The following is an 18,131-nucleotide window of genomic DNA, read 5'->3' as shown; positions in this document are numbered from 1 at the left end:
GAAAAAGGCGTCCAAAATGGTAGTTTCCTTGTCAGAAAAGTGGTACAATAGTAGCGAAAGGCTGGAGTGAACATAAAGGGGTGTAAAGCATGATTGAACAGCTGTCATGGAAGGTAGGCGGCCAGCAAGGGGAAGGAATTGAAAGCACAGGAGAAATTTTCTCCACAGCGCTGAACCGCCTTGGGTATTACTTATATGGATACCGCCATTTTTCTTCACGCATCAAAGGGGGGCATACGAACAACAAAATCCGCGTCAGCACGAAGCCGGTGCGGGCGGTCGCCGATGATTTGGACATCTTGGTGGCGTTCGACCAGGAGACGATTGACTTCAACTTCCACGAGCTTCATAGCGGCGGCATCGTCATTGCGGACGCCAAATTCAATCCGGTGATTCCGGAAGGAAAAGGAGTGGCGCTTTACGCCGTTCCGTTCACCGATATCGCCACACAGCTTGGCAACCCGCTGATGAAAAACATGGTCGCCATCGGCGCAACGAGCGCGGTGCTGGATTTGGACGCCGCCGTGTTCGAAAGCGTTGTCGTTGACACATTTGGACGCAAAGGAGCGCAAGTTGTCGGGAAAAATATGGAAGCGATTCGCGCCGGTGCGCAATATATGAAAGACGAGCTCAACGGCCAGGCGAAAACGATGAAACTAGCCAAAGCCGACGGCAAACGGAGAATGTTCATGATCGGCAACGACGCCATCGCTTTGGGCGCCATTGCCGGCGGAGCGCGCTTTATGGCCGCCTATCCGATCACCCCGGCTTCGGAAATTATGGAATACTTGATTAAAAAGCTGCCGGATTTTGGGGGCGCGGTCATCCAGACGGAAGATGAAATCGCCGCCTGTACGATGGCGATCGGCGCCAACTATGCCGGCGTTCGGGCGTTCACCGCTTCCGCCGGACCGGGGCTGTCGCTCATGGCGGAAGCGATTGGACTAGCCGGCATGACGGAAACGCCGCTTGTCGTCGTCGACACGCAGCGAGGCGGCCCGAGCACTGGCTTGCCGACGAAGCAAGAACAATCGGACTTGCTCGCCATGATTTATGGCACACACGGGGAGATTCCGAAAATCGTCATGGCGCCAAGCACGGTCGAAGAAGCGTTTTACGATATGGCGGAAGCGTTTAACCTAGCCGAGGAATATCAATGTCCGGTCATTTTCCTGTCGGATTTGCAGCTGTCGCTCGGAAAGCAGACGGTCGAGCCGCTTGATTACGACCGGGTGGAAATCCGCCGCGGCAAGCTGATGAATGGTGAGCTGCCGCCGCTTCCGGACAAAGACAATTTCAAACGGTATGAAATCACGCCGGACGGCGTTTCGCCGCGGGTGCTGCCGGGGACAAAATACGGCATCCACCATGTCACCGGGGTCGAGCATGCAGAAACAGGCCGCCCGTCAGAGACGGCGGCGAACCGCCGGGCGCAAATGGAAAAGCGGATGCGCAAACTCGAGCACATTCATTTCCCGACGCCGGTGCACAAACAACTCCGCCACGAAGAGCCAGATTTGCTTTTGATCGGCTTTTTATCGACGCGCGGGGCGATCGAAGAGGCGATGGAGCGCCTCGAGCAAGACGGTGTCAAAGTCAACCATGCGCACATTCGTTTGCTTCATCCGTTCCCGGTCGATGACATCCGGCCGCTTGTCGAAAAAGCGAAGCGGGTCGTCGTCGTCGAACAAAATGCAACCGGGCAGCTGGCCAACCTGTTGAAAATGAACGTCGGGCATGCCGACAAAATCGCCAGCGTCTTGAAATTCGACGGCAATCCGTTCTTGCCGGGCGATGTCTATACTAAATGCAAGGAGTTGTTAGCACAATGGCCACCTTTAAAGATTTCCGCAATGATGTAAAGCCGAACTGGTGCCCGGGTTGCGGCGACTTTTCCGTGCAGGCCGCCATTCAGCGCGCCGCCGCCAATCTTGGATTGGAGCCGCACCAGCTGGCGGTCATTTCCGGGATCGGCTGTTCGGGGCGCATCTCCGGCTACATTCACTCTTACGGCTTCCACGGCACGCATGGCCGTGTTCTGCCGCTTGCACAAGGAGTGAAAATGGCGAACCGTGATTTGACGGTGATCGCCGCCGGTGGCGACGGCGACGGGTTTGCCATTGGCATGGGCCATACCGTCCACGCCATTCGCCGCAACATCGACATTACGTACATCGTCATGGACAACCAAATTTACGGATTGACGAAAGGGCAAACATCCCCGCGCAGCGCTGCCGGCTTTCAAACGAAAAGCACGCCGTACGGGTCGATCGAGCCGGCGCTGTCGCCGCTCGAAATCGCCTTGAGCGCCGGAGCGACGTTTGTTGCGCAAGGCTTCTCAAGCGATTTAAAAGAATTGACGAGCTTGATTGAAGAAGGCGTCAAGCATAAAGGCTTTGCGCTCATCAACGTCTTCAGCCCGTGCGTCACGTACAACAAAGTGAACACGTACGAGTGGTTCAAAGAGCGGCTCGTCAAGATAAGCGACATTGAAGGGTATGACCCGTCCGACCGCGAGAAGGCGATGCAGACGGTCATGAAATACGATGGGCTTGTCACCGGGATTATTTACCAAAACAAAGAACAAAAGTCGTACCAAGAACTTGTGCCGGGCTACAGCGAGACGCCGCTTGCCGAGGCGGAGCTGAAAATGAGCAAAGAAAAGTTCGCCGAACTCGTGGCAGAGTTTATGTAAAATATGGAAACAACCCACACCCGACGGGGGCTTGCCTCATCGGGTGTTTTTTTGCTATGATGACATGTTCTGGGCTTCCGGAACAATTCCCATTGTGTTTCTTGGCAGTTGACGATATACTATGGTAGTGTGTAGTTGGAAGAAATTTGCCGAGAACCATCCATGATGTTGGCAGAAAGGAGATGGAGATTGCGATGAACGAAAAACAACGTTTGGAGCAAACAGGACAAATCAAAACGGAAAGCCATCCAGCGGACAGAAAATCCGCCTTGGAGCGGCTGAAAGAAAAAACGACGAAAGACTACGAGAAATATTTCACGAGCGTATTTATTCCGCCGAACTTAAAAGAGGCGAAAAAGCGCGGCAAAGAGGAAGTCAAATACGTGAAAGACTTTGCCATTCCTGAAGAGTTTCGCGGCATGGGGCGCGGGCGGAAGTTTTACATCCGCACGTACGGCTGTCAAATGAATGAACACGACACGGAAGTGATGGCCGGCATTTTCATGGCGCTCGGCTATGAGCCAACGGACCGCCCGGAAGAGGCAAACGTCATTTTGCTCAACACGTGTGCGATTCGCGAAAACGCGGAAAACAAAGTATTTGGCGAGCTCGGCTACTTGAAACCGCTCAAAACGACGAACCCGGATTTGCTACTGGGCGTGTGCGGCTGTATGTCGCAAGAAGAATCGGTCGTCAATAAAATTTTAAAGCAATACCAATACGTCGACCTCATTTTCGGCACGCACAACATCCATCGTCTGCCGTACATTTTGCATGAGGCGTACATGTCGAAAGAAATGGTCGTCGAAGTATGGTCGAAAGAAGGCGACGTCGTCGAAAACTTGCCGAAAGTGCGCAAAGGGAAGATTAAAGCGTGGGTCAACATTATGTACGGCTGCGACAAGTTTTGCACGTACTGCATCGTTCCGTACACGCGCGGCAAGGAGCGGAGCCGCCGTCCGGAGGACATCATCCAAGAAGTGCGCCAGCTCGCCGCCCAAGGCTATAAAGAAATTACGCTGCTTGGGCAAAACGTCAACGCCTACGGGAAAGATTTCGCCGATATGAACTACGGTCTTGGCGATCTAATGGATGAGCTGCGCAAAATCGATATTGCGCGCATCCGCTTCACAACGAGTCATCCGCGCGACTTTGACGACCGGCTCATCGAAGTGCTCGCCAAACGCGGCAACTTGGTTGAACATATCCATCTGCCGGTGCAATCGGGCAGCACGGAAATTTTGAAAATGATGGGCCGCAAATATACGCGCGAGGAGTATTTGGAGCTCGTCCGCAAAATCAAAGCAGCCATCCCGGACGTCGCTTTGACGACCGACATTATCGTCGGCTTCCCGAACGAGACGGACGAGCAGTTTGAAGAAACGTTGTCGCTTTACCGCGAAGTCGAGTTCGATTCGGCGTACACGTTCATCTACTCGCCGCGCGAAGGCACGCCGGCGGCGAAAATGAATGACAACGTGCCGATGGAAGTGAAAAAAGAGCGGCTCAAGCGGCTCAATGCCCTCGTCCAAGAAATCGCGGCCAAGAAAATGAAGCAATACGAAGGGCAAGTCGTCGAAGTGCTTGTAGAAGGCGAAAGCAAAACGAATCCGGACGTATTGGCCGGCTATACTCGCAAAAACAAGCTCGTTCACTTTGCCGGCCCGAAATCGCTCATCGGGCAACTGGTCAACGTGCGCATTACGCAGGCGAAAACGTGGACGCTTACAGGCGAACTTGTGAATGAAGCGATCGAGGTGAATGAACATGGCAAAATATACGCGGGATGATGTCTTGGCCCAAGCGAAGCAGTTGGCGAAAATGATCGCCGAAACGGAAGAAGTCGACTTTTTCAAACGGGCGGAAGAAAAAATCCACCAAAACGAAAAAGTGCGCGCGTTGATTAACGAGTTAAAATCGTTGCAAAAGCAAGCGGTCAACCTCCAACATTACGGCAAACATGAAGCGTTAAAAAGAGTGGAACAAAAAATTGACGACATTTATGAACAGCTGTCGCAAATTCCGATCGTCAGCGAGTTTCAACAGTCGCAGGCCGATGTGAACGACCTGCTGCAGCTTGTCGCCTCGACGATTTCGAATACGGTGACCGATGAAATTTTAGCCTCGACCGGCGGCGACGTGCTGCGCGGCGAAACCGGCGCCGCGCTTCGCTACAACAAGCACGGCGGCTGCCATTAAAGGCGGGCATGGCGCGTCTTCGCCATGGGCGAACAAAAAAGCGTCCGCAACGGGCGCTTTTTTATTGGTTATAAGCGGCGGTCCGCGCTGATGTGCGGCTTCACAAAAGGTGCGCCCCGATGCGCGGGGCTTTTGTCTTTTTGGAAATGGCTATACAGTGGTGCACAGAGCAGCGGAACGTCTTTCCGCCAGCCGGCGCCCCGGGGGCGGCTGCCTAGCGGCAAAAAAGAAGGCACATCGAACGGAACACGCGCATACAATGAACTATACGGAATAATGATTCATTTGCTGTGCACATTAGCGGAGATGGCGCATAGGATGAAATGAAGATTCATTTGAGGAGGGTTCCGTTCGATGTCTGAATACAGAGAAATTATTACGAAAGCCGTTGTCGGCAAAGGCCGCAAGTTTACGCAGTCGACCCATACGGTGACGGCGCCGAACCGCCCGTCAAGCATTCTCGGCTGCTGGATCATCAACCATCGCTATGAAGCGAAAAAATGCGATAAAACGGTCGAAATTCACGGCCATTATGACATCAACGTTTGGTATTCGTACAACAACAATACAAGAACCGAAGTCGTCACCGAAACGGTGTCGTATAAGGACGTCGTCAAATTAAAATATCGCGACAAAGACAATTTAATCAGCGATGACACCGATGTCATCGTCCGCGTCATCCAGCAGCCGAACTGCCTTGAATGCACGATTTCACCAAACGGCAACAAAATCGTCGTCGATGTTGAGCGGGAGTTTGTCGCCGAAGTGATTGGCGAAACGAAAGTGTGCGTTGCGATCAATCCGGAAGGATGCGGCAAGGACGATGATTTTTGCGACGATGATGATCTTGATGAAGAATTAGAAGATTTAAGCCCGGATTTGCTGCTTGGCGAGGAAGAGTAAAACTAGGAAATTTCTTTCCTAGTTTTTTCTTTTGCCGCTTGTTATAATAGTAGCGCAATCAACGGCTTTGGGGCCGAAAAGGTTGGGGAGAAGCGATGCCATCGTACACACCGATGATCCAGCAATATTTGCACATTAAAGCGCAATATCCGGACGCGTTTTTATTTTTCCGGCTCGGCGATTTTTACGAACTGTTTTTTGACGACGCCATCAAGGCGGCGCAAGAGTTGGAAATTACGCTGACAAGCCGCGATGGCGGCGGCGATGAACGGGTGCCGATGTGCGGAGTGCCGTACCATTCGGCGCAAGGGTATATTGAACAGTTGATCGAAAAAGGATATAAAGTCGCCGTTTGCGAACAAGTCGAAGACCCGAAAACGGCCAAAGGCGTCGTGCGCCGCGAAGTCGTGCAGCTCATCACCCCAGGGACGCTCATGGAAGGCAAAGGGCTCACCGAGAAGGAAAACCACTACTTGGCGGCGCTCACGCCGTTTGCTGATGGTACATACGGTTTGGCTTACGCAGATTTGTCGACCGGCGAGGTCCGGTTGACGCTTCTTTCTTCATGGGAAGAGGCGGCGAACGAGCTGCACGCCGTTGGAGCGCGGGAAATCGTCATCGGCTCGGACAGCGCGGAGGAATGGGTTCGCGAGCTGAAAGAACGATATACAGCGGCGATCTCTTACGAGGATGACACATCGTTGCGGGACGAATGGGGCGGTGTCGTCGGGCATGTGGCGCAAGAAAAGCTGCGGACAGCCGCCGCCCGCCTGCTTCATTACCTCGTCCGCACGCAAAAGCGGCGGCTCGATCATTTGCAGCCGGCTGAGCTGTATCAAGTCGATCACTATATGAAAATGGACCGCCATTCAAAGCTGCATTTGGAATTGGTGGAAACAGTGCGGTCAAAAGGCCGGAAAGGCTCGCTCTTATGGTTGCTGGACGAAACGGTGACGGCGATGGGCGGACGGCTCTTAAAACAATGGCTTGACCGGCCGCTCATTGACCGGCGCGAAATCGACCGGCGCCACGATTTTGTGGAAACATTGAAAACGAGCTATTTTGAACGGCAGGAACTGCGCAGCCTGCTGCGCAATGTGTATGACATCGAGCGCCTTGTCGGCCGCGTCTCCTACGGCAACGCCAACGCCCGCGATCTCGTGCAGCTGAAAAAGTCGCTTCTTCAAGTGCCGGCGCTCCGCCAGACGGTCGGCGCGCTGCCGCTCGCTGAGGCGGACAAGCTGTGCAAGCGCCTCGATCCGTGCGAAGAGCTCGTCGATTTGCTCGAGCGCTCGATTCAAGAACAGCCGCCGCTTTCCGTCAAAGAAGGAAACATCATCAAAGACGGATATGATGAGCGGCTTGACCGCTACCGCGACGCGAGCCGCAACGGTAAAGCGTGGATCGCGGAACTCGAGGCGAAAGAGCGGGAAGCGACCGGCATCAAATCGCTCAAAGTCGGCTACAACCGTGTGTTCGGCTACTATATTGAAGTGACCAAGCCCAATCTTCCCCTCGTTCCGGAAGGGCGCTACGAGCGGAAGCAGACGCTCGCCAACGCTGAGCGTTTTATCACTGCCGAATTGAAGGAAAAAGAGGCGCTCATTTTGGAGGCGGAAGAAAAAAGCATTGAACTCGAATATGAACTGTTTGTCGCCATTCGCGAGCAAGTGAAGCAATACATCCCGCGCCTGCAGACGCTGGCCAAAGCCGTTGCCGAACTCGATGTGCTGCAGTCGTTCGCGAAGGTGAGCGATGAGCGGCGCTACGTGCGCCCGCAGTTTTCCACGGAGCGCGTTTTGGTGATTCAAGGCGGCCGCCACCCGGTTGTTGAAAAAGTGCTCGGCGCGCAAACGTATGTGCCGAACGACTGCTACATGGATCGCGAACGGGAAATGCTGCTCATCACCGGACCGAACATGGCCGGGAAAAGCACGTATATGCGGCAAGTGGCGCTTACCGCCGTCATGGCGCAAATCGGCTGTTTCGTTCCGGCCGAGAGGGCGGTGTTGCCGATTTTTGACCAAGTGTTCACCCGCATCGGCGCTGCTGATGACTTGTCGGCGGGCCAAAGCACGTTTATGGTTGAAATGTTGGAAGCGCGCCACGCCATTGCCCATGCGACACAAAACAGCCTGATTTTATTTGATGAAATCGGGCGCGGTACATCGACGTACGACGGCATGGCGCTTGCTCAGGCGATCATTGAATACATTCATGACCATATTGGTGCGAAAACGTTGTTTAGCACCCACTACCATGAGCTTACCGCCTTGGAGCGTTCGCTCCCGCGGCTTTCGAACGTCCATGCCCGCGCCATCGAGGAAAACGGCAAAGTCGTCTTTTTGCATCAAATCGCCGACGGGCCGGCCGACCGCAGCTACGGCATCCACGTCGCCGAGCTGGCCGGGCTTCCGGCTTCGCTCATCGAACGGGCGCGGGCCATCTTAGCGGAACTGGAGCAAGCGGCGGGAAAACGGGAAGCCGACGCAGGCCGGATGGGCGATGGCGCACGGGCGGAAGCGGTTTTTGCTTTCAAGGGGAACGAAGCGTCGGACGTTGGCCGCGCGGTTGGGCGCGAGGAGGCCTCCCGTCCGTCAGCCGGCGCGGCTCGGGAGGACGTTTTGCCGGAAGCGGCGTTTGAGCAGCTGAGCATGTTTCCTGACCTTGCCCCGGCGCCTGCGGGGCCGCCTCTTTCAAACAAAGAGAAAAAGGCGCTTGCGGCGCTGAAAGAGGTCAATTTGCTTGAGATGACGCCGCTTGAGGCGCTAAATAAACTGTATGAGCTGCAAAAGCTCGTCAAGTAAAGGAGGGAGGCTCGATGGGACGCATCCGCAAGCTCGATGACCTGCTGGCAAACAAAATCGCCGCCGGCGAAGTCGTCGAGCGGCCGGCTTCGGTCGTCAAGGAGTTGGTGGAAAACGCCATTGATGCCCATAGTACCGTCATCGACATCGAGCTCGAAGAGGCGGGGATGGCAAAAATCCGCGTCATTGACAATGGCGACGGCATGGAGGAAGACGACTGCTTGCTCGCTTTTGAACGGCATGCGACAAGCAAAATTCATGACGAGCACGATTTGTTCCGCATCCGCACGCTTGGTTTTCGCGGTGAAGCGCTGCCGAGCATCGCTTCCGTATCCGAAGTCGAGCTGGTCACCGGCACGGGCAGCGGCCCAGGAACGAAGCTTGTGCTTCGAGGCGGCGCGCTCATCTCCCGCGAGCGGGCGGCGGGGCGCAAAGGGACGGATATTACCGTATCGAACTTATTTTTCAACACCCCAGCGCGTTTGAAATATATGAAAACGATCCACACCGAGCTCGGCCATGCGGCCGACGTCGTCAACCGGCTTGCGCTCGCCCATCCGGACGTATCATTTCGCCTCCGCCATCAAGGAAAAACGTTGCTTGCCACCAATGGCAGCGGTGATGTCCGGCACGTGCTCGCCGCCATTTACGGCGCCGAGACAGCGAGACAAATGATCCCCATTAAAGCGGAATCGCTCGATTTTACCATTCGCGGCTACATTTCGCCGCCTGATGTGACGCGCGCCTCGCGCAACTACATCTCGCTTGTTGTCAACGGCCGCTACGTGCGCAGCGTGCCGCTTGTGAAAGCGATTGAAGCTGGCTACCATACGCTCTTGCCGATCGGCCGCTATCCGATTGTGTTTCTGGCCATCGACATGGATCCGGTGCTTGTCGATGTCAACGTTCATCCGGCGAAGCTCGAGGTCCGCTTCAGCAAAGAAACCGAGCTGCACGAGTTGGTTGTTGACGCGATCCGCCGGACGTTTCGCGAGCGGACGCTCATTCCGTCCATATCCGCTGACAGCAAGATGTCCAAATCGAAGGCGGAACAGGCAGCTTGGACGTTCACCCATCGCGTCTGCGAGCCGTCTGTCTTATTCGACAAAACCGTTGGCGGGGAGGATGCGGCAGCCCCCCTAGCGCCGCTAGCCGGTGAAGCACCGACTGGGCTGTCATCTGCGTCCGGCCAGACTGGTGAGTTGGATGAATGCGGGATGCCAGCGGATTCCGTTCAGGAGGAAACAGCCGTTAGACATCGTCTGTCCGCTGCCGAGCCGAAGCTGGAGACAGAGGAGGGAGAAAAACGGGTTGCGCCCCGCCTGCCGGCAGATGGGCAAGCAGCAGGGAAACCGGCGGACGACCGCCTGCCGCCGCTTTATCCGATCGGCCAATTGCACGGGACATACATTTTGGCTGAGAACGAACATGGGCTGTATATGATCGATCAGCATGCGGCGCAAGAGCGGATCAACTACGAATATTTCCGGGAAAAACTTGGCGAGGCAACGAATGAGGTGCAAGACTTGCTCGTCCCGCTTACGTTCGAGTATCCGGCGGACGAGTACGAGCGGATCACCGCCTTCCGCGACGAACTTGCCCGCTGCGGCGTGTTTCTTGAACCGTTCGGCCCGCGGGCGTTTCTCGTTCGCTCCCATCCGACGTGGTTTCCGCGCGGGAAAGAGAAGGAAATTATTGAGGAAATGATCGAGCAAGTGTTAGCGATGAAAACGATCGATCTTAAGCAATTGCGCGAGCAGGCCGCCATTTTAATGAGTTGCAAACAGGCCATTAAAGCGAACCGACATTTGCGCACTGATGAACTGTTCGCTTTGCTTGAGGCGCTGCGGCAGACGACGGATCCATTCACTTGCCCGCACGGCCGGCCGATCATTGTCCATTTTTCGACATATGAAATTGAAAAACTATTTAAACGGGTGATGTAGCCTGCGCTCCCTTTGCGCAACAAAGGGGGCGTTTTTTGTAATCATTTTGTAATCTACTTTTATTCTTCTTGTTACAGACGAATTGTTTTGATTTTACTATAATGGCTCATGTGTAGGAATACATGGCGAAATTTGTAGAGCGATCGCGAATTTTGGCTAAGCGGCTAGCATAGAGAAAATCCACATCGACGTCATAGGGGGATGCAGCATGAAAAAAACGTTTGTATTGACAAGCACGTTGATCGGCTCTTTGCTGGCCGGCCATGCGGCGTCAGCGGCGAGCTATACGGTGCAAAAAGGTGATACGCTTTGGGGGATTGCGCGGCAATCCGGCACGACGGTCGCGGCGTTAAAGCAAGAAAACGGTTTGTCTTCCGATTTGATTTTTCCTGGGCAAGTATTGCGCGTAAATGAGCAAGATGAGCCGAACCAAACGCCTTCGAATACATATACGGTCGAGCCTGGTGATACGTTAAGCGGAATTGCCCGCAAGCTTGGCACAACTGTGGATGCGTTGCTCAAGCTCAATCCAAGCATTGCGAACCCAGACTTCATTCGCGCCGGGCAAACGCTGCAAGTAGCAGGCGGACAAGGAAGTTCCAATACATACAATGTGAAGCCGACGGCTGCGGCCGTGAACGGCCAGTACATCGTCCAAAAAGGGGATACGCTGTCGGGAATTGCGAAAAAGTTTCAAACGAGCGTCGACCGTCTATTGGCGCTGAACCCGCAAATTACAAACCCGAACAACATCCGCATTGGCCAAGCCATTAAAGTGGCGGGCGGAGTGGCTGATGTCCAGGAGGCCAAACAGCAAATATCGGCCGCCAACTCGGCTGATGCTGAGTCGTCCGCATCGCTTGCCGACCGAATCATCGATATTGCAGAAAAATATTTGGGAGCGCGCTATTTGTACGGAGCAAGCCCATCGCGCACCGATGTGTTTGACTGCTCCTCGTTTACGATGCGCGTCTTTAGCGAAGCGGGCATTTCATTGCCGCGTACATCAATCGCCCAAGCGCAAGCCGGAAGAACGGTGTCGTTTAGCCAGCTCCAAAAAGGCGACCTCGTCTTTTTTGACACCGATTCAAATGGGACGATCAACCATGTCGGCATTTACGCCGGCAACGGGCAAATGATCAACGCGACCGTTTCGTTAGGCGTTACGTATTCATCGCTGACGTCGTCATATTGGAAAACGCGGTATGTAAAAGCGGTTCGGGTAATCAACTAAATGAAAGACGATAGATGCAGGCTGTTCGCGCGAAGCCTTAGGCGCTTCGGTGAACAGCTTTTTTGTTGTTTGTGCGAAGCGAAAGCTGAATCCAAAAAAGTGCAGGGTGATGCCGTGGGAAACGTGTTAGCGGTTTTGAGGTTTTCTGCTTTTAGGGCAACAAAAAAATGGAAGAAAATGAAAACAGTCCGGCTTTCGGGCGCGTATGATTTGGCGCAATCCTCATTCATCATGTAAAATAAGATATTCATAGAAGGTCGGTGAAAAAATAACTGTTCCTCTTCAATCAATGGTTCTCAATTGAAACGAAGGACGGGATTTGCAAGGTTTTTCAATTTGAGAAATGCTGCTGGGGAATGGCATGTTCCGTTAAATCACCGGCCCTATAGGTTATCGAAAAGGAGGACGTTGGCATGAACAGCCGCCTGTCAGTGATGGTGAGCATCGTGCTCGCTATGCTTGTCGCCTCGATGGATACGACGATCATGAACACGACAATGCCGATCATTGCCAAAGAACTTGGAGGATTTTCTTTGTACGCATGGGCATTTGCGTCATACATGATTACGACGACCGTCCTGTCGCCGATCGCCGGCCGCTTGTCCGACCTATTCGGGCGCAAAAAAGCATTCAGCTTTGGCATCATTTTATTTTTGATTGGCTCGCTTCTTTGCGGCTTGTCGCAAAACATGGTGCAACTCGTTTTGTTCCGCGCCGTACAAGGGATCGGAGCTGGGTTTATGATGCCGTTTCCGGCCATTATCGCCGGCGATTTGTTTCCAGTGGAAAAACGCGGGAAAATCCAGGCGTTTTTTACCGCCATGTGGGGCATTTCCGCCGTGCTTGCGCCGCTTTTAGGTTCGCTGTTTGTCGAATATATGACATGGCGCTGGATTTTTTATGTCAATATTCCGATTTGCCTGCTCTCGCTTTTGACGCTGCTCCCATATAAAGAAGTATATGAACCGAAGCGGGCGGCGGTCGATTACATGGGAGCCGTGTTGTTTGCAGCGGCGGTCAGTTTGCTTTTGCTTGTCACCGTCGTTGCGCGGGGGCAATGGCTGTACGGGGCGGCCGGCGCGCTCTTGCTTGTTGCGTTTTACTTTTTTGAAAAACGACAGCCGTCTCCGCTCGTGCCGCTGTCGCTTGTCCACCACCGGACGCTCAAATGGATGAACATTAACGGCTTTGTCAGCTGCGTTGCGCTGTTTGGGACATCAAGCTACATCCCGCTCTTTTTGCAAAACGTCGCCCATTTGTCCGTATTTATAAGCGGCGTCGCCTTGCTTGGCTCGTCCATTGGCTGGATGATTGCCGCCGTGCCGGCGGGGAAATGGATTTTGCGCTATGGCTACCGTCCGCTTCTCATCATCGGCAATGTGCTGCTGGTTGCGTCCGGCTTGCTTCTTGCACTGCTTAACGAGAGCCATGGGTTTTGGTACGTTTTCCTCATCATGTTTGTTCAAGGGCTGTCGTTCGGGTTGACGTCGACCGTCGGCGTCATCGGCTCGCAGCAGCTTGCCGATGCTCATGAAAAAGGAATTGCGACGTCCTTTTTTATGTTTTGCCGCAATATCGGCACGGCGATCGGCGTGACCGTCATGGGAGCGTTTTTGACGAAGGCGCCGACGTTTATGGCCGGCATCCATCATTTGTTTTTGTTCGGCCTCATTGGCAGCATCGTGGCGCTTGTCACCTCGCTTTTCATTCATGATGAAGCTGAAGCCGGCCGGAACACGTGGCAGCCGGAAGGGACGGCATAAGGCAGGAAAGCGGCATCGGTGTGCTCTGTCTTTCGCAAAAACGGCTAAACATTGGCTGTTATTGTCCGATAATATAGCTGGAACAACATATTTGATTCACAAATGGGGGACTTGCCAATGAACATGAAAATGACCGTACGCAAAAAACTGCTGGCCGGCTTTGGCCTCGTCTACGTGTTGATTGCTCTGTTAGCCGGGTTCGCCTATTACGAGATTTCCGTCCTTGACCGTACATACACCGATGTGCTCGACAAACGGGTGCCGAAGCTCGTCAATGCCAAAGAGCTTGAAGTGTTGATTCGCCGCGAGGTCGGCAGCATGCGCGGCTATTTGTTGACCGGCGATGAGACGTCGCGGGAAAACTTTGAAAAAACGCATGAGGGGTACAAGCAAACGAGCAAAAAGCTGGCGGCGGAGCTGACGCGGGAAGAAACGAAACAGCTGCTTGCCGAACTCGATTTGCTGGAACAGCAGTTTTATGAACTTGGGCAAAAAACGTTCGAATTAAAAGCGCAAAACAAATCGGAACAGTATATCGCCCTTGTGACGACGACCGGCCGCGACTTGACAAACCAGTTTGATGAAAAAGTGAAACGTTTGGCTGCTCTCCAGCAGCAGGAAATGAATGAAGCGAACAGCGGGGCAAGCGCATCGGCGGCTGCGGTTCAGCGGCTGATCATCATCGTCGGTTTGTTGACGGCGGCGGCTGGAGCGGCAGTCAGCTATTACATCAGCCGATCGCTTTCTCGCCCGCTATTGGCGCTGTCGGAAGCGGCGAAGCGGATTGCCTCCGGCGATTTGACAGAGACGAAAACCGGCGTCCGCAACCGCGACGAAATCGGCGAGCTCGCTGCTTCGTTTGAACAAATGGCAAAAAACTTGCGTGAAGTGCTTCAGGAAGTGGCGCAAAGCGCCGAACAAGTCGCCGCTTCGTCGGAGGAGCTGGCGGCGAGCGCCGAACAGACGAGCAAAGCGACCGAGCAAATCGCCATGACGATCCAAGGCGTTGCCTCCAGCATGGACAAGCAAATGCAAAGCGTTGAAGAAACGTCCGCCGCCGTCAATTCGGTGTCTGAACAGATCGAGCAAATTTCCGGACGGGCGAAAAGCGTGGCTGCCATTGCCGCCGACGCGTCAAAACAAGCGGCCGACGGCGGGCAAACGATCGAGGCTGGCGTCGCACAAATGAACAAAGTGAATGATACGGTCGAGCGGTTGGCTGGCCTCATCAAAGGGCTCGGGCACCGTTCGGAGCAAATCGGCTCGATCATCGAAGCGATCCGCAGCATTGCGGCGCAGACGAACTTGCTCGCTTTAAATGCCGCCATTGAGGCGGCGCGCGCTGGCGAGCATGGGCGCGGTTTTGCCGTCGTCGCCGACGAAGTGCGGAAGCTCGCTGAGCAATCGGCGCAATCGGCGCAGCAAATCGCGGAATTGATCGCCGCCATCCAAGAAGAAACGGCCCATGCCGTCCAATCGATGGAGTCGGTCGTTAACGAAGTGGCAGCTGGAACAGGCGTGATCCGCACCTCGGGTGAAACATTCGCCCGCATCCGTTCCGCCGTGGACGAAGTTGCGGCGCAAATCCGCGACGTGTCGGCCGCTGTTAGCGAGATGGCCTCTTCTTCGGAACAAATCGTGCGTTCCGTCCGTTTGGCCGCTGATGTTGCCGAATCGACATCGGCCGGTGCGCAAGAAGTGTCAGCGTCGACCGAGGAACAGCTGGCCTCGATGGAGGAAATTTCGGCTTCGGCCGCGTCGCTCTCGAAAATGGCCGACGATTTGCAGGCGATTGTCAGCAAGTTTTCATTATGAGGTTGTCCCAAAAGGTTGTTTGCCTTTCCACGAGGCACAACATACTGTTTTCTGAGTTGGTGTCATGCGTATATACAGGCATGAGAGAAGGTGCCCCATAGCTTTTGGGACACCTTCATTTTTATCCGAACTTCGGATTTTTGCTGCCACCATGTATAAAACAGCTTGCAGATGGCGAAAACGTAGGAAAGAAATTGTTCCATGCGTTGCCGTTTTTATGTATAATGATGTTTGACACTAGTTCAACAACAGAAAGCAGTGACGCACCATGGCCGAAAAAGTCGTCGTCATTGTCGGGCCGACGGCAGTCGGCAAAACGAAGCTCGGCATCGCTTTGGCGAAAAAGCTGGGCGGGGAGATCATCAGCGGCGATTCGATGCAAATTTATAAAGGAATGGACATAGGGACGGCGAAAGTGAAGCCGGATGAGATGGAAGGGATTCCACATCATTTGCTTGACATTAAAGAGCCGTGCGAACCGTTTTCCGTCGTCGAATTTCAGCGGCTTTGCCGAGCGCTCATCGCAGAGATTTCCGCGCGCGGCCGGCTGCCGATCATCGTCGGCGGCACTGGGCTGTACATTCAGGCCGCCATTTACGACTACCAATTTTCCACCGCCCCTTCCGACGAAACGTACCGCCAGGCGCTCAAACAGCTGGCGGCCGAGCAAGGAGCCGAAGCGCTTCACCGGCATCTCGAGGCGGTTGACCCAGCGAGCGCGGCCCGCATTCATCCGCACAACATCCGCCGCGTCATCCGCGCCTTAGAAGTGTACCATTGCACGGGAAAGCCGTTCAGCGAGTGGCAGCAAGGACAGCCAAAGCGGCTTTTGTATGAGGCGGCCATCGTTGGCTTGACGGCGGAGCGGGATGTGCTTTACCGCCGCATCAACGAACGGGTCGATGAAATGATCGCTGCAGGGCTTGTCGAAGAGGCGAGGGCGCTTTACGACCGCGGCCTGCGCGACTGCCAGGCCGTGCAGGCGATCGGCTACAAGGAGCTGTACGACTATTTTGACGGCCGCGTTTCCCTTGCCGAAGCGATTGAGCAGCTGAAACAAAATTCGCGGCGCTATGCGAAACGGCAGCTCACGTGGTTTCGCAACCAAATGCCGGTGAAATGGTTTGACATGACCGCCGCCGAGCAGTTTGCCGCCAAGGTGGAGGAAATTTTTCACTATGTAGCAGGAAAGCTTCGATTTGAAGCGAATATATAATCATATCTTTTTAGAGAGAAAAGAGGAGGACGTTTGATGAAAAATACGATCAACATTCAAGACCAGTTTTTAAACCAGCTGCGCAAAGAAGGCATCCAAGTGACCGTCTTCTTATTGAACGGCTTCCAGCTGCGCGGGTACATTAAAGGATTTGACAACTTCACCGTGTTGCTTGAAGTGCAAGGAAAACAGCAGCTCATTTACAAGCACGCCATTTCGACGTTTGCGCCGGAGCGAAACATCCATTTTGAAATCGAGCAGCAAGGCTGACGGTACATACGCCGCTGGAAAAAGACGTCTTCCTTTACGGAGGGCGTCTTTTTCTTAATTGATGGGGCCGGCGCCGTCGGATTCCTGCTTCTCCCGGAGAGAAGACGCTTTTTCTTTTCCGATGCGTAAACCGCCTCTTTCATGAATAAACATATACAAACTTTTTCCGCTATGGCCGACCGGTTGTTCGTTTGGGCGATTGTCACGGATTGGCGGCGGCGTACGTATACTAGTAACGAAAAGGCAAGGCGTCAAAAGCCAAGTCGGAATGAGTGCGGATGGCAGAAAACGGGAAGCGAGGTGACGCCCCTTGTCAGAACTGACAATGAACAAGGCGAAAGGGCAAATCAACATCGTGTTAAACTCTAAAACGGTGAACCATTTAGTGAAAGAAGAGCGGAACGACTGGCTTGATGGCGAAGAGCATCAAGCGCTCCGCAATATTCAAAAGGAGCTCGATCAACTGATCGGCCTGGATCATGTCAAAAAAATCATCAAGGAAATCTACGCCTGGCTGTACGTCAACCGGATGCGCAAAGAAAACGGCTTAAAAGCGAACCGCCAGGCGCTCCATATGATTTTCAAAGGCAATCCAGGCACCGGCAAAACGACGGTGGCGCGCTTGCTCGGCAAGCTGTTTTTTGAGATGAACGTTTTGTCCAAAGGGCATTTCATCGAGGCGGAGCGGGCAGATTTGGTCGGAGAGTACATCGGGCATACGGCGAGCAAAACGCGCGATCTGATCAAAAAAGCGCGCGGCGGCATTTTGTTTATCGATGAGGCGTATTCGCTCGCCCGCGGCGGCGAAAAAGATTTCGGCAAAGAAGCGATTGATACACTTGTAAAAGGAATGGAAGATTTTTGTGACGATTTAGTTGTCATTTTAGCCGGCTATCCGAAAGAAATGGACTACTTTTTGTCGTTAAATCCCGGCTTGCCGTCGCGTTTTCCGCTTACGATTGAGTTTCCCGATTACACGGTCGAGGAGCTTGTGCAAATCGCCAAGCAAATGCTGCGCGAGCGCGAATATGAAATGACGCCGGAGGCGGAGCGGAAGTTGTACATTCATCTTGAAGGGACGCTGGAATCGACCGGCCGCCTCAAGTTCAGCAACGGCCGCTATGTGCGCAACCTAATTGAGAAGGCGATCCGCAAGCAGGCAGTCCGTCTTCTTCATGAAGGGCGCTATGACAAAAAAGAGCTGATGACGATCCGCGACCGCGACCTTGTCATTCATGCGTAAGACGGAAACGGAGACGCTCCTTTCTTGGTCTAAAAAGAAA

The 18,131-nt window shown here is 53.9% G+C and carries 13 protein-coding genes; all 13 read left to right on the top strand.

Going from position 1 to position 18,131, the window contains the following annotated elements; genetic code table 11:
- Positions 1–89 precede the first annotated feature (89 nt).
- The 13 genes from GJ1_RS05835 to spoVK all read left to right on the top strand — a co-directional run bounded on the left by GJ1_RS05835 (position 90) and on the right by spoVK (position 18,091).
- Positions 90–1,862 carry a 2-oxoacid:acceptor oxidoreductase subunit alpha gene (locus tag GJ1_RS05835; RefSeq protein ID WP_066229733.1) on the top strand — a complete coding sequence of 591 codons (1,773 nt, stop codon included), beginning with the start codon at positions 90–92 and terminating at the stop codon, positions 1,860–1,862.
- Positions 1,829–2,695, top strand: coding sequence for a 2-oxoacid:ferredoxin oxidoreductase subunit beta (locus GJ1_RS05830; RefSeq protein ID WP_066229728.1), 867 nt, complete (start codon positions 1,829–1,831; stop codon positions 2,693–2,695). The genes GJ1_RS05835 and GJ1_RS05830 overlap by 34 nt, the downstream gene beginning before the upstream one ends.
- Positions 2,696–2,889: 194 nt before the next feature.
- A complete protein-coding gene (miaB, locus tag GJ1_RS05825; RefSeq protein ID WP_066229793.1) occupies positions 2,890–4,485 on the top strand; it encodes a tRNA (N6-isopentenyl adenosine(37)-C2)-methylthiotransferase MiaB in 1,596 nt (531 codons plus the stop codon).
- Positions 4,463–4,894 carry a YlbF/YmcA family competence regulator gene (locus tag GJ1_RS05820; protein WP_066229723.1) on the top strand — a complete coding sequence of 144 codons (432 nt, stop codon included), beginning with the start codon at positions 4,463–4,465 and terminating at the stop codon, positions 4,892–4,894. Before miaB ends, GJ1_RS05820 begins: the two co-directional genes overlap by 23 nt.
- Positions 4,895–5,248: 354 nt before the next feature.
- The gene (locus GJ1_RS05815; RefSeq protein WP_066229720.1) at positions 5,249–5,797 is read left to right on the top strand and encodes an outer spore coat protein CotE; all 549 of its coding nucleotides are present in this window, start codon (positions 5,249–5,251) and stop codon (positions 5,795–5,797) included.
- Positions 5,798–5,892: 95 nt separating this feature from the next.
- Positions 5,893–8,604 (top strand): DNA mismatch repair protein MutS, encoded by a 2,712-nt coding sequence (mutS, locus tag GJ1_RS05810; RefSeq protein WP_066229715.1) that lies wholly within the window; start codon positions 5,893–5,895, stop codon positions 8,602–8,604.
- A gap of 14 nt (positions 8,605–8,618) precedes the next feature.
- Positions 8,619–10,550, top strand: coding sequence for a DNA mismatch repair endonuclease MutL (gene mutL / locus GJ1_RS05805; protein ID WP_066229712.1), 1,932 nt, complete (start codon positions 8,619–8,621; stop codon positions 10,548–10,550).
- A gap of 208 nt (positions 10,551–10,758) precedes the next feature.
- Positions 10,759–11,784, top strand: a complete 1,026-nt coding sequence (locus tag GJ1_RS05800; RefSeq protein WP_066229709.1) for a C40 family peptidase — start codon at positions 10,759–10,761, stop codon at positions 11,782–11,784.
- Between the two features lie 413 nt (positions 11,785–12,197).
- A complete protein-coding gene (locus tag GJ1_RS05790; protein WP_066229703.1) occupies positions 12,198–13,547 on the top strand; it encodes an MDR family MFS transporter in 1,350 nt (449 codons plus the stop codon).
- 117 nt (positions 13,548–13,664) lie between these two features.
- Complete coding sequence (locus GJ1_RS05785; RefSeq protein WP_066229700.1) at positions 13,665–15,362, top strand: methyl-accepting chemotaxis protein; 1,698 nt, start codon at positions 13,665–13,667, stop codon at positions 15,360–15,362.
- 268 nt (positions 15,363–15,630) lie between these two features.
- Positions 15,631–16,578: a tRNA (adenosine(37)-N6)-dimethylallyltransferase MiaA gene (gene miaA / locus GJ1_RS05780; RefSeq protein ID WP_066229697.1), complete on the top strand. Its 948-nt coding sequence runs from the start codon at positions 15,631–15,633 to the stop codon at positions 16,576–16,578.
- Between the two features lie 36 nt (positions 16,579–16,614).
- On the top strand, positions 16,615–16,848 hold the full coding sequence (hfq, locus tag GJ1_RS05775) for an RNA chaperone Hfq (RefSeq protein WP_066229693.1): 234 nt from the start codon (positions 16,615–16,617) through the stop codon (positions 16,846–16,848).
- 310 nt (positions 16,849–17,158) lie between these two features.
- Positions 17,159–18,091, top strand: a complete 933-nt coding sequence (spoVK, locus tag GJ1_RS05770) for a stage V sporulation protein K (protein WP_066229690.1) — start codon at positions 17,159–17,161, stop codon at positions 18,089–18,091.
- Positions 18,092–18,131 lie beyond the last annotated feature (40 nt).

This window comes from Geobacillus jurassicus NBRC 107829 (genome assembly GCF_001544315.1).
Taxonomy (GTDB): domain Bacteria; phylum Bacillota; class Bacilli; order Bacillales; family Anoxybacillaceae; genus Geobacillus; species Geobacillus jurassicus.
The sequence above is the reverse complement of the archived record's forward strand: the minus strand, read 5'-3'. Positions and strand labels throughout refer to the sequence as shown.

What these genes read in the sequence shown, in the direction of transcription:
- GJ1_RS05835 (WP_066229733.1), top strand. Translation starts at nt 90, where the DNA reads ATGATTGAACAGCTGTCATGGAAGGTAGGCGGCCAGCAAGGGGAAGGA.
- GJ1_RS05785 (WP_066229700.1), top strand. Translation starts at nt 13,665, where the DNA reads ATGAACATGAAAATGACCGTACGCAAAAAACTGCTGGCCGGCTTTGGC.
- hfq (WP_066229693.1), top strand. Translation starts at nt 16,615, where the DNA reads ATGAAAAATACGATCAACATTCAAGACCAGTTTTTAAACCAGCTGCGC.
- mutL (WP_066229712.1), top strand. Translation starts at nt 8,619, where the DNA reads ATGGGACGCATCCGCAAGCTCGATGACCTGCTGGCAAACAAAATCGCC.
- GJ1_RS05830 (WP_066229728.1), top strand. Translation starts at nt 1,829, where the DNA reads ATGGCCACCTTTAAAGATTTCCGCAATGATGTAAAGCCGAACTGGTGC.
- GJ1_RS05790 (WP_066229703.1), top strand. Translation starts at nt 12,198, where the DNA reads ATGAACAGCCGCCTGTCAGTGATGGTGAGCATCGTGCTCGCTATGCTT.
- GJ1_RS05800 (WP_066229709.1), top strand. Translation starts at nt 10,759, where the DNA reads ATGAAAAAAACGTTTGTATTGACAAGCACGTTGATCGGCTCTTTGCTG.
- miaB (WP_066229793.1), top strand. Translation starts at nt 2,890, where the DNA reads ATGAACGAAAAACAACGTTTGGAGCAAACAGGACAAATCAAAACGGAA.
- mutS (WP_066229715.1), top strand. Translation starts at nt 5,893, where the DNA reads ATGCCATCGTACACACCGATGATCCAGCAATATTTGCACATTAAAGCG.
- GJ1_RS05820 (WP_066229723.1), top strand. Translation starts at nt 4,463, where the DNA reads ATGGCAAAATATACGCGGGATGATGTCTTGGCCCAAGCGAAGCAGTTG.
- miaA (WP_066229697.1), top strand. Translation starts at nt 15,631, where the DNA reads ATGGCCGAAAAAGTCGTCGTCATTGTCGGGCCGACGGCAGTCGGCAAA.
- GJ1_RS05815 (WP_066229720.1), top strand. Translation starts at nt 5,249, where the DNA reads ATGTCTGAATACAGAGAAATTATTACGAAAGCCGTTGTCGGCAAAGGC.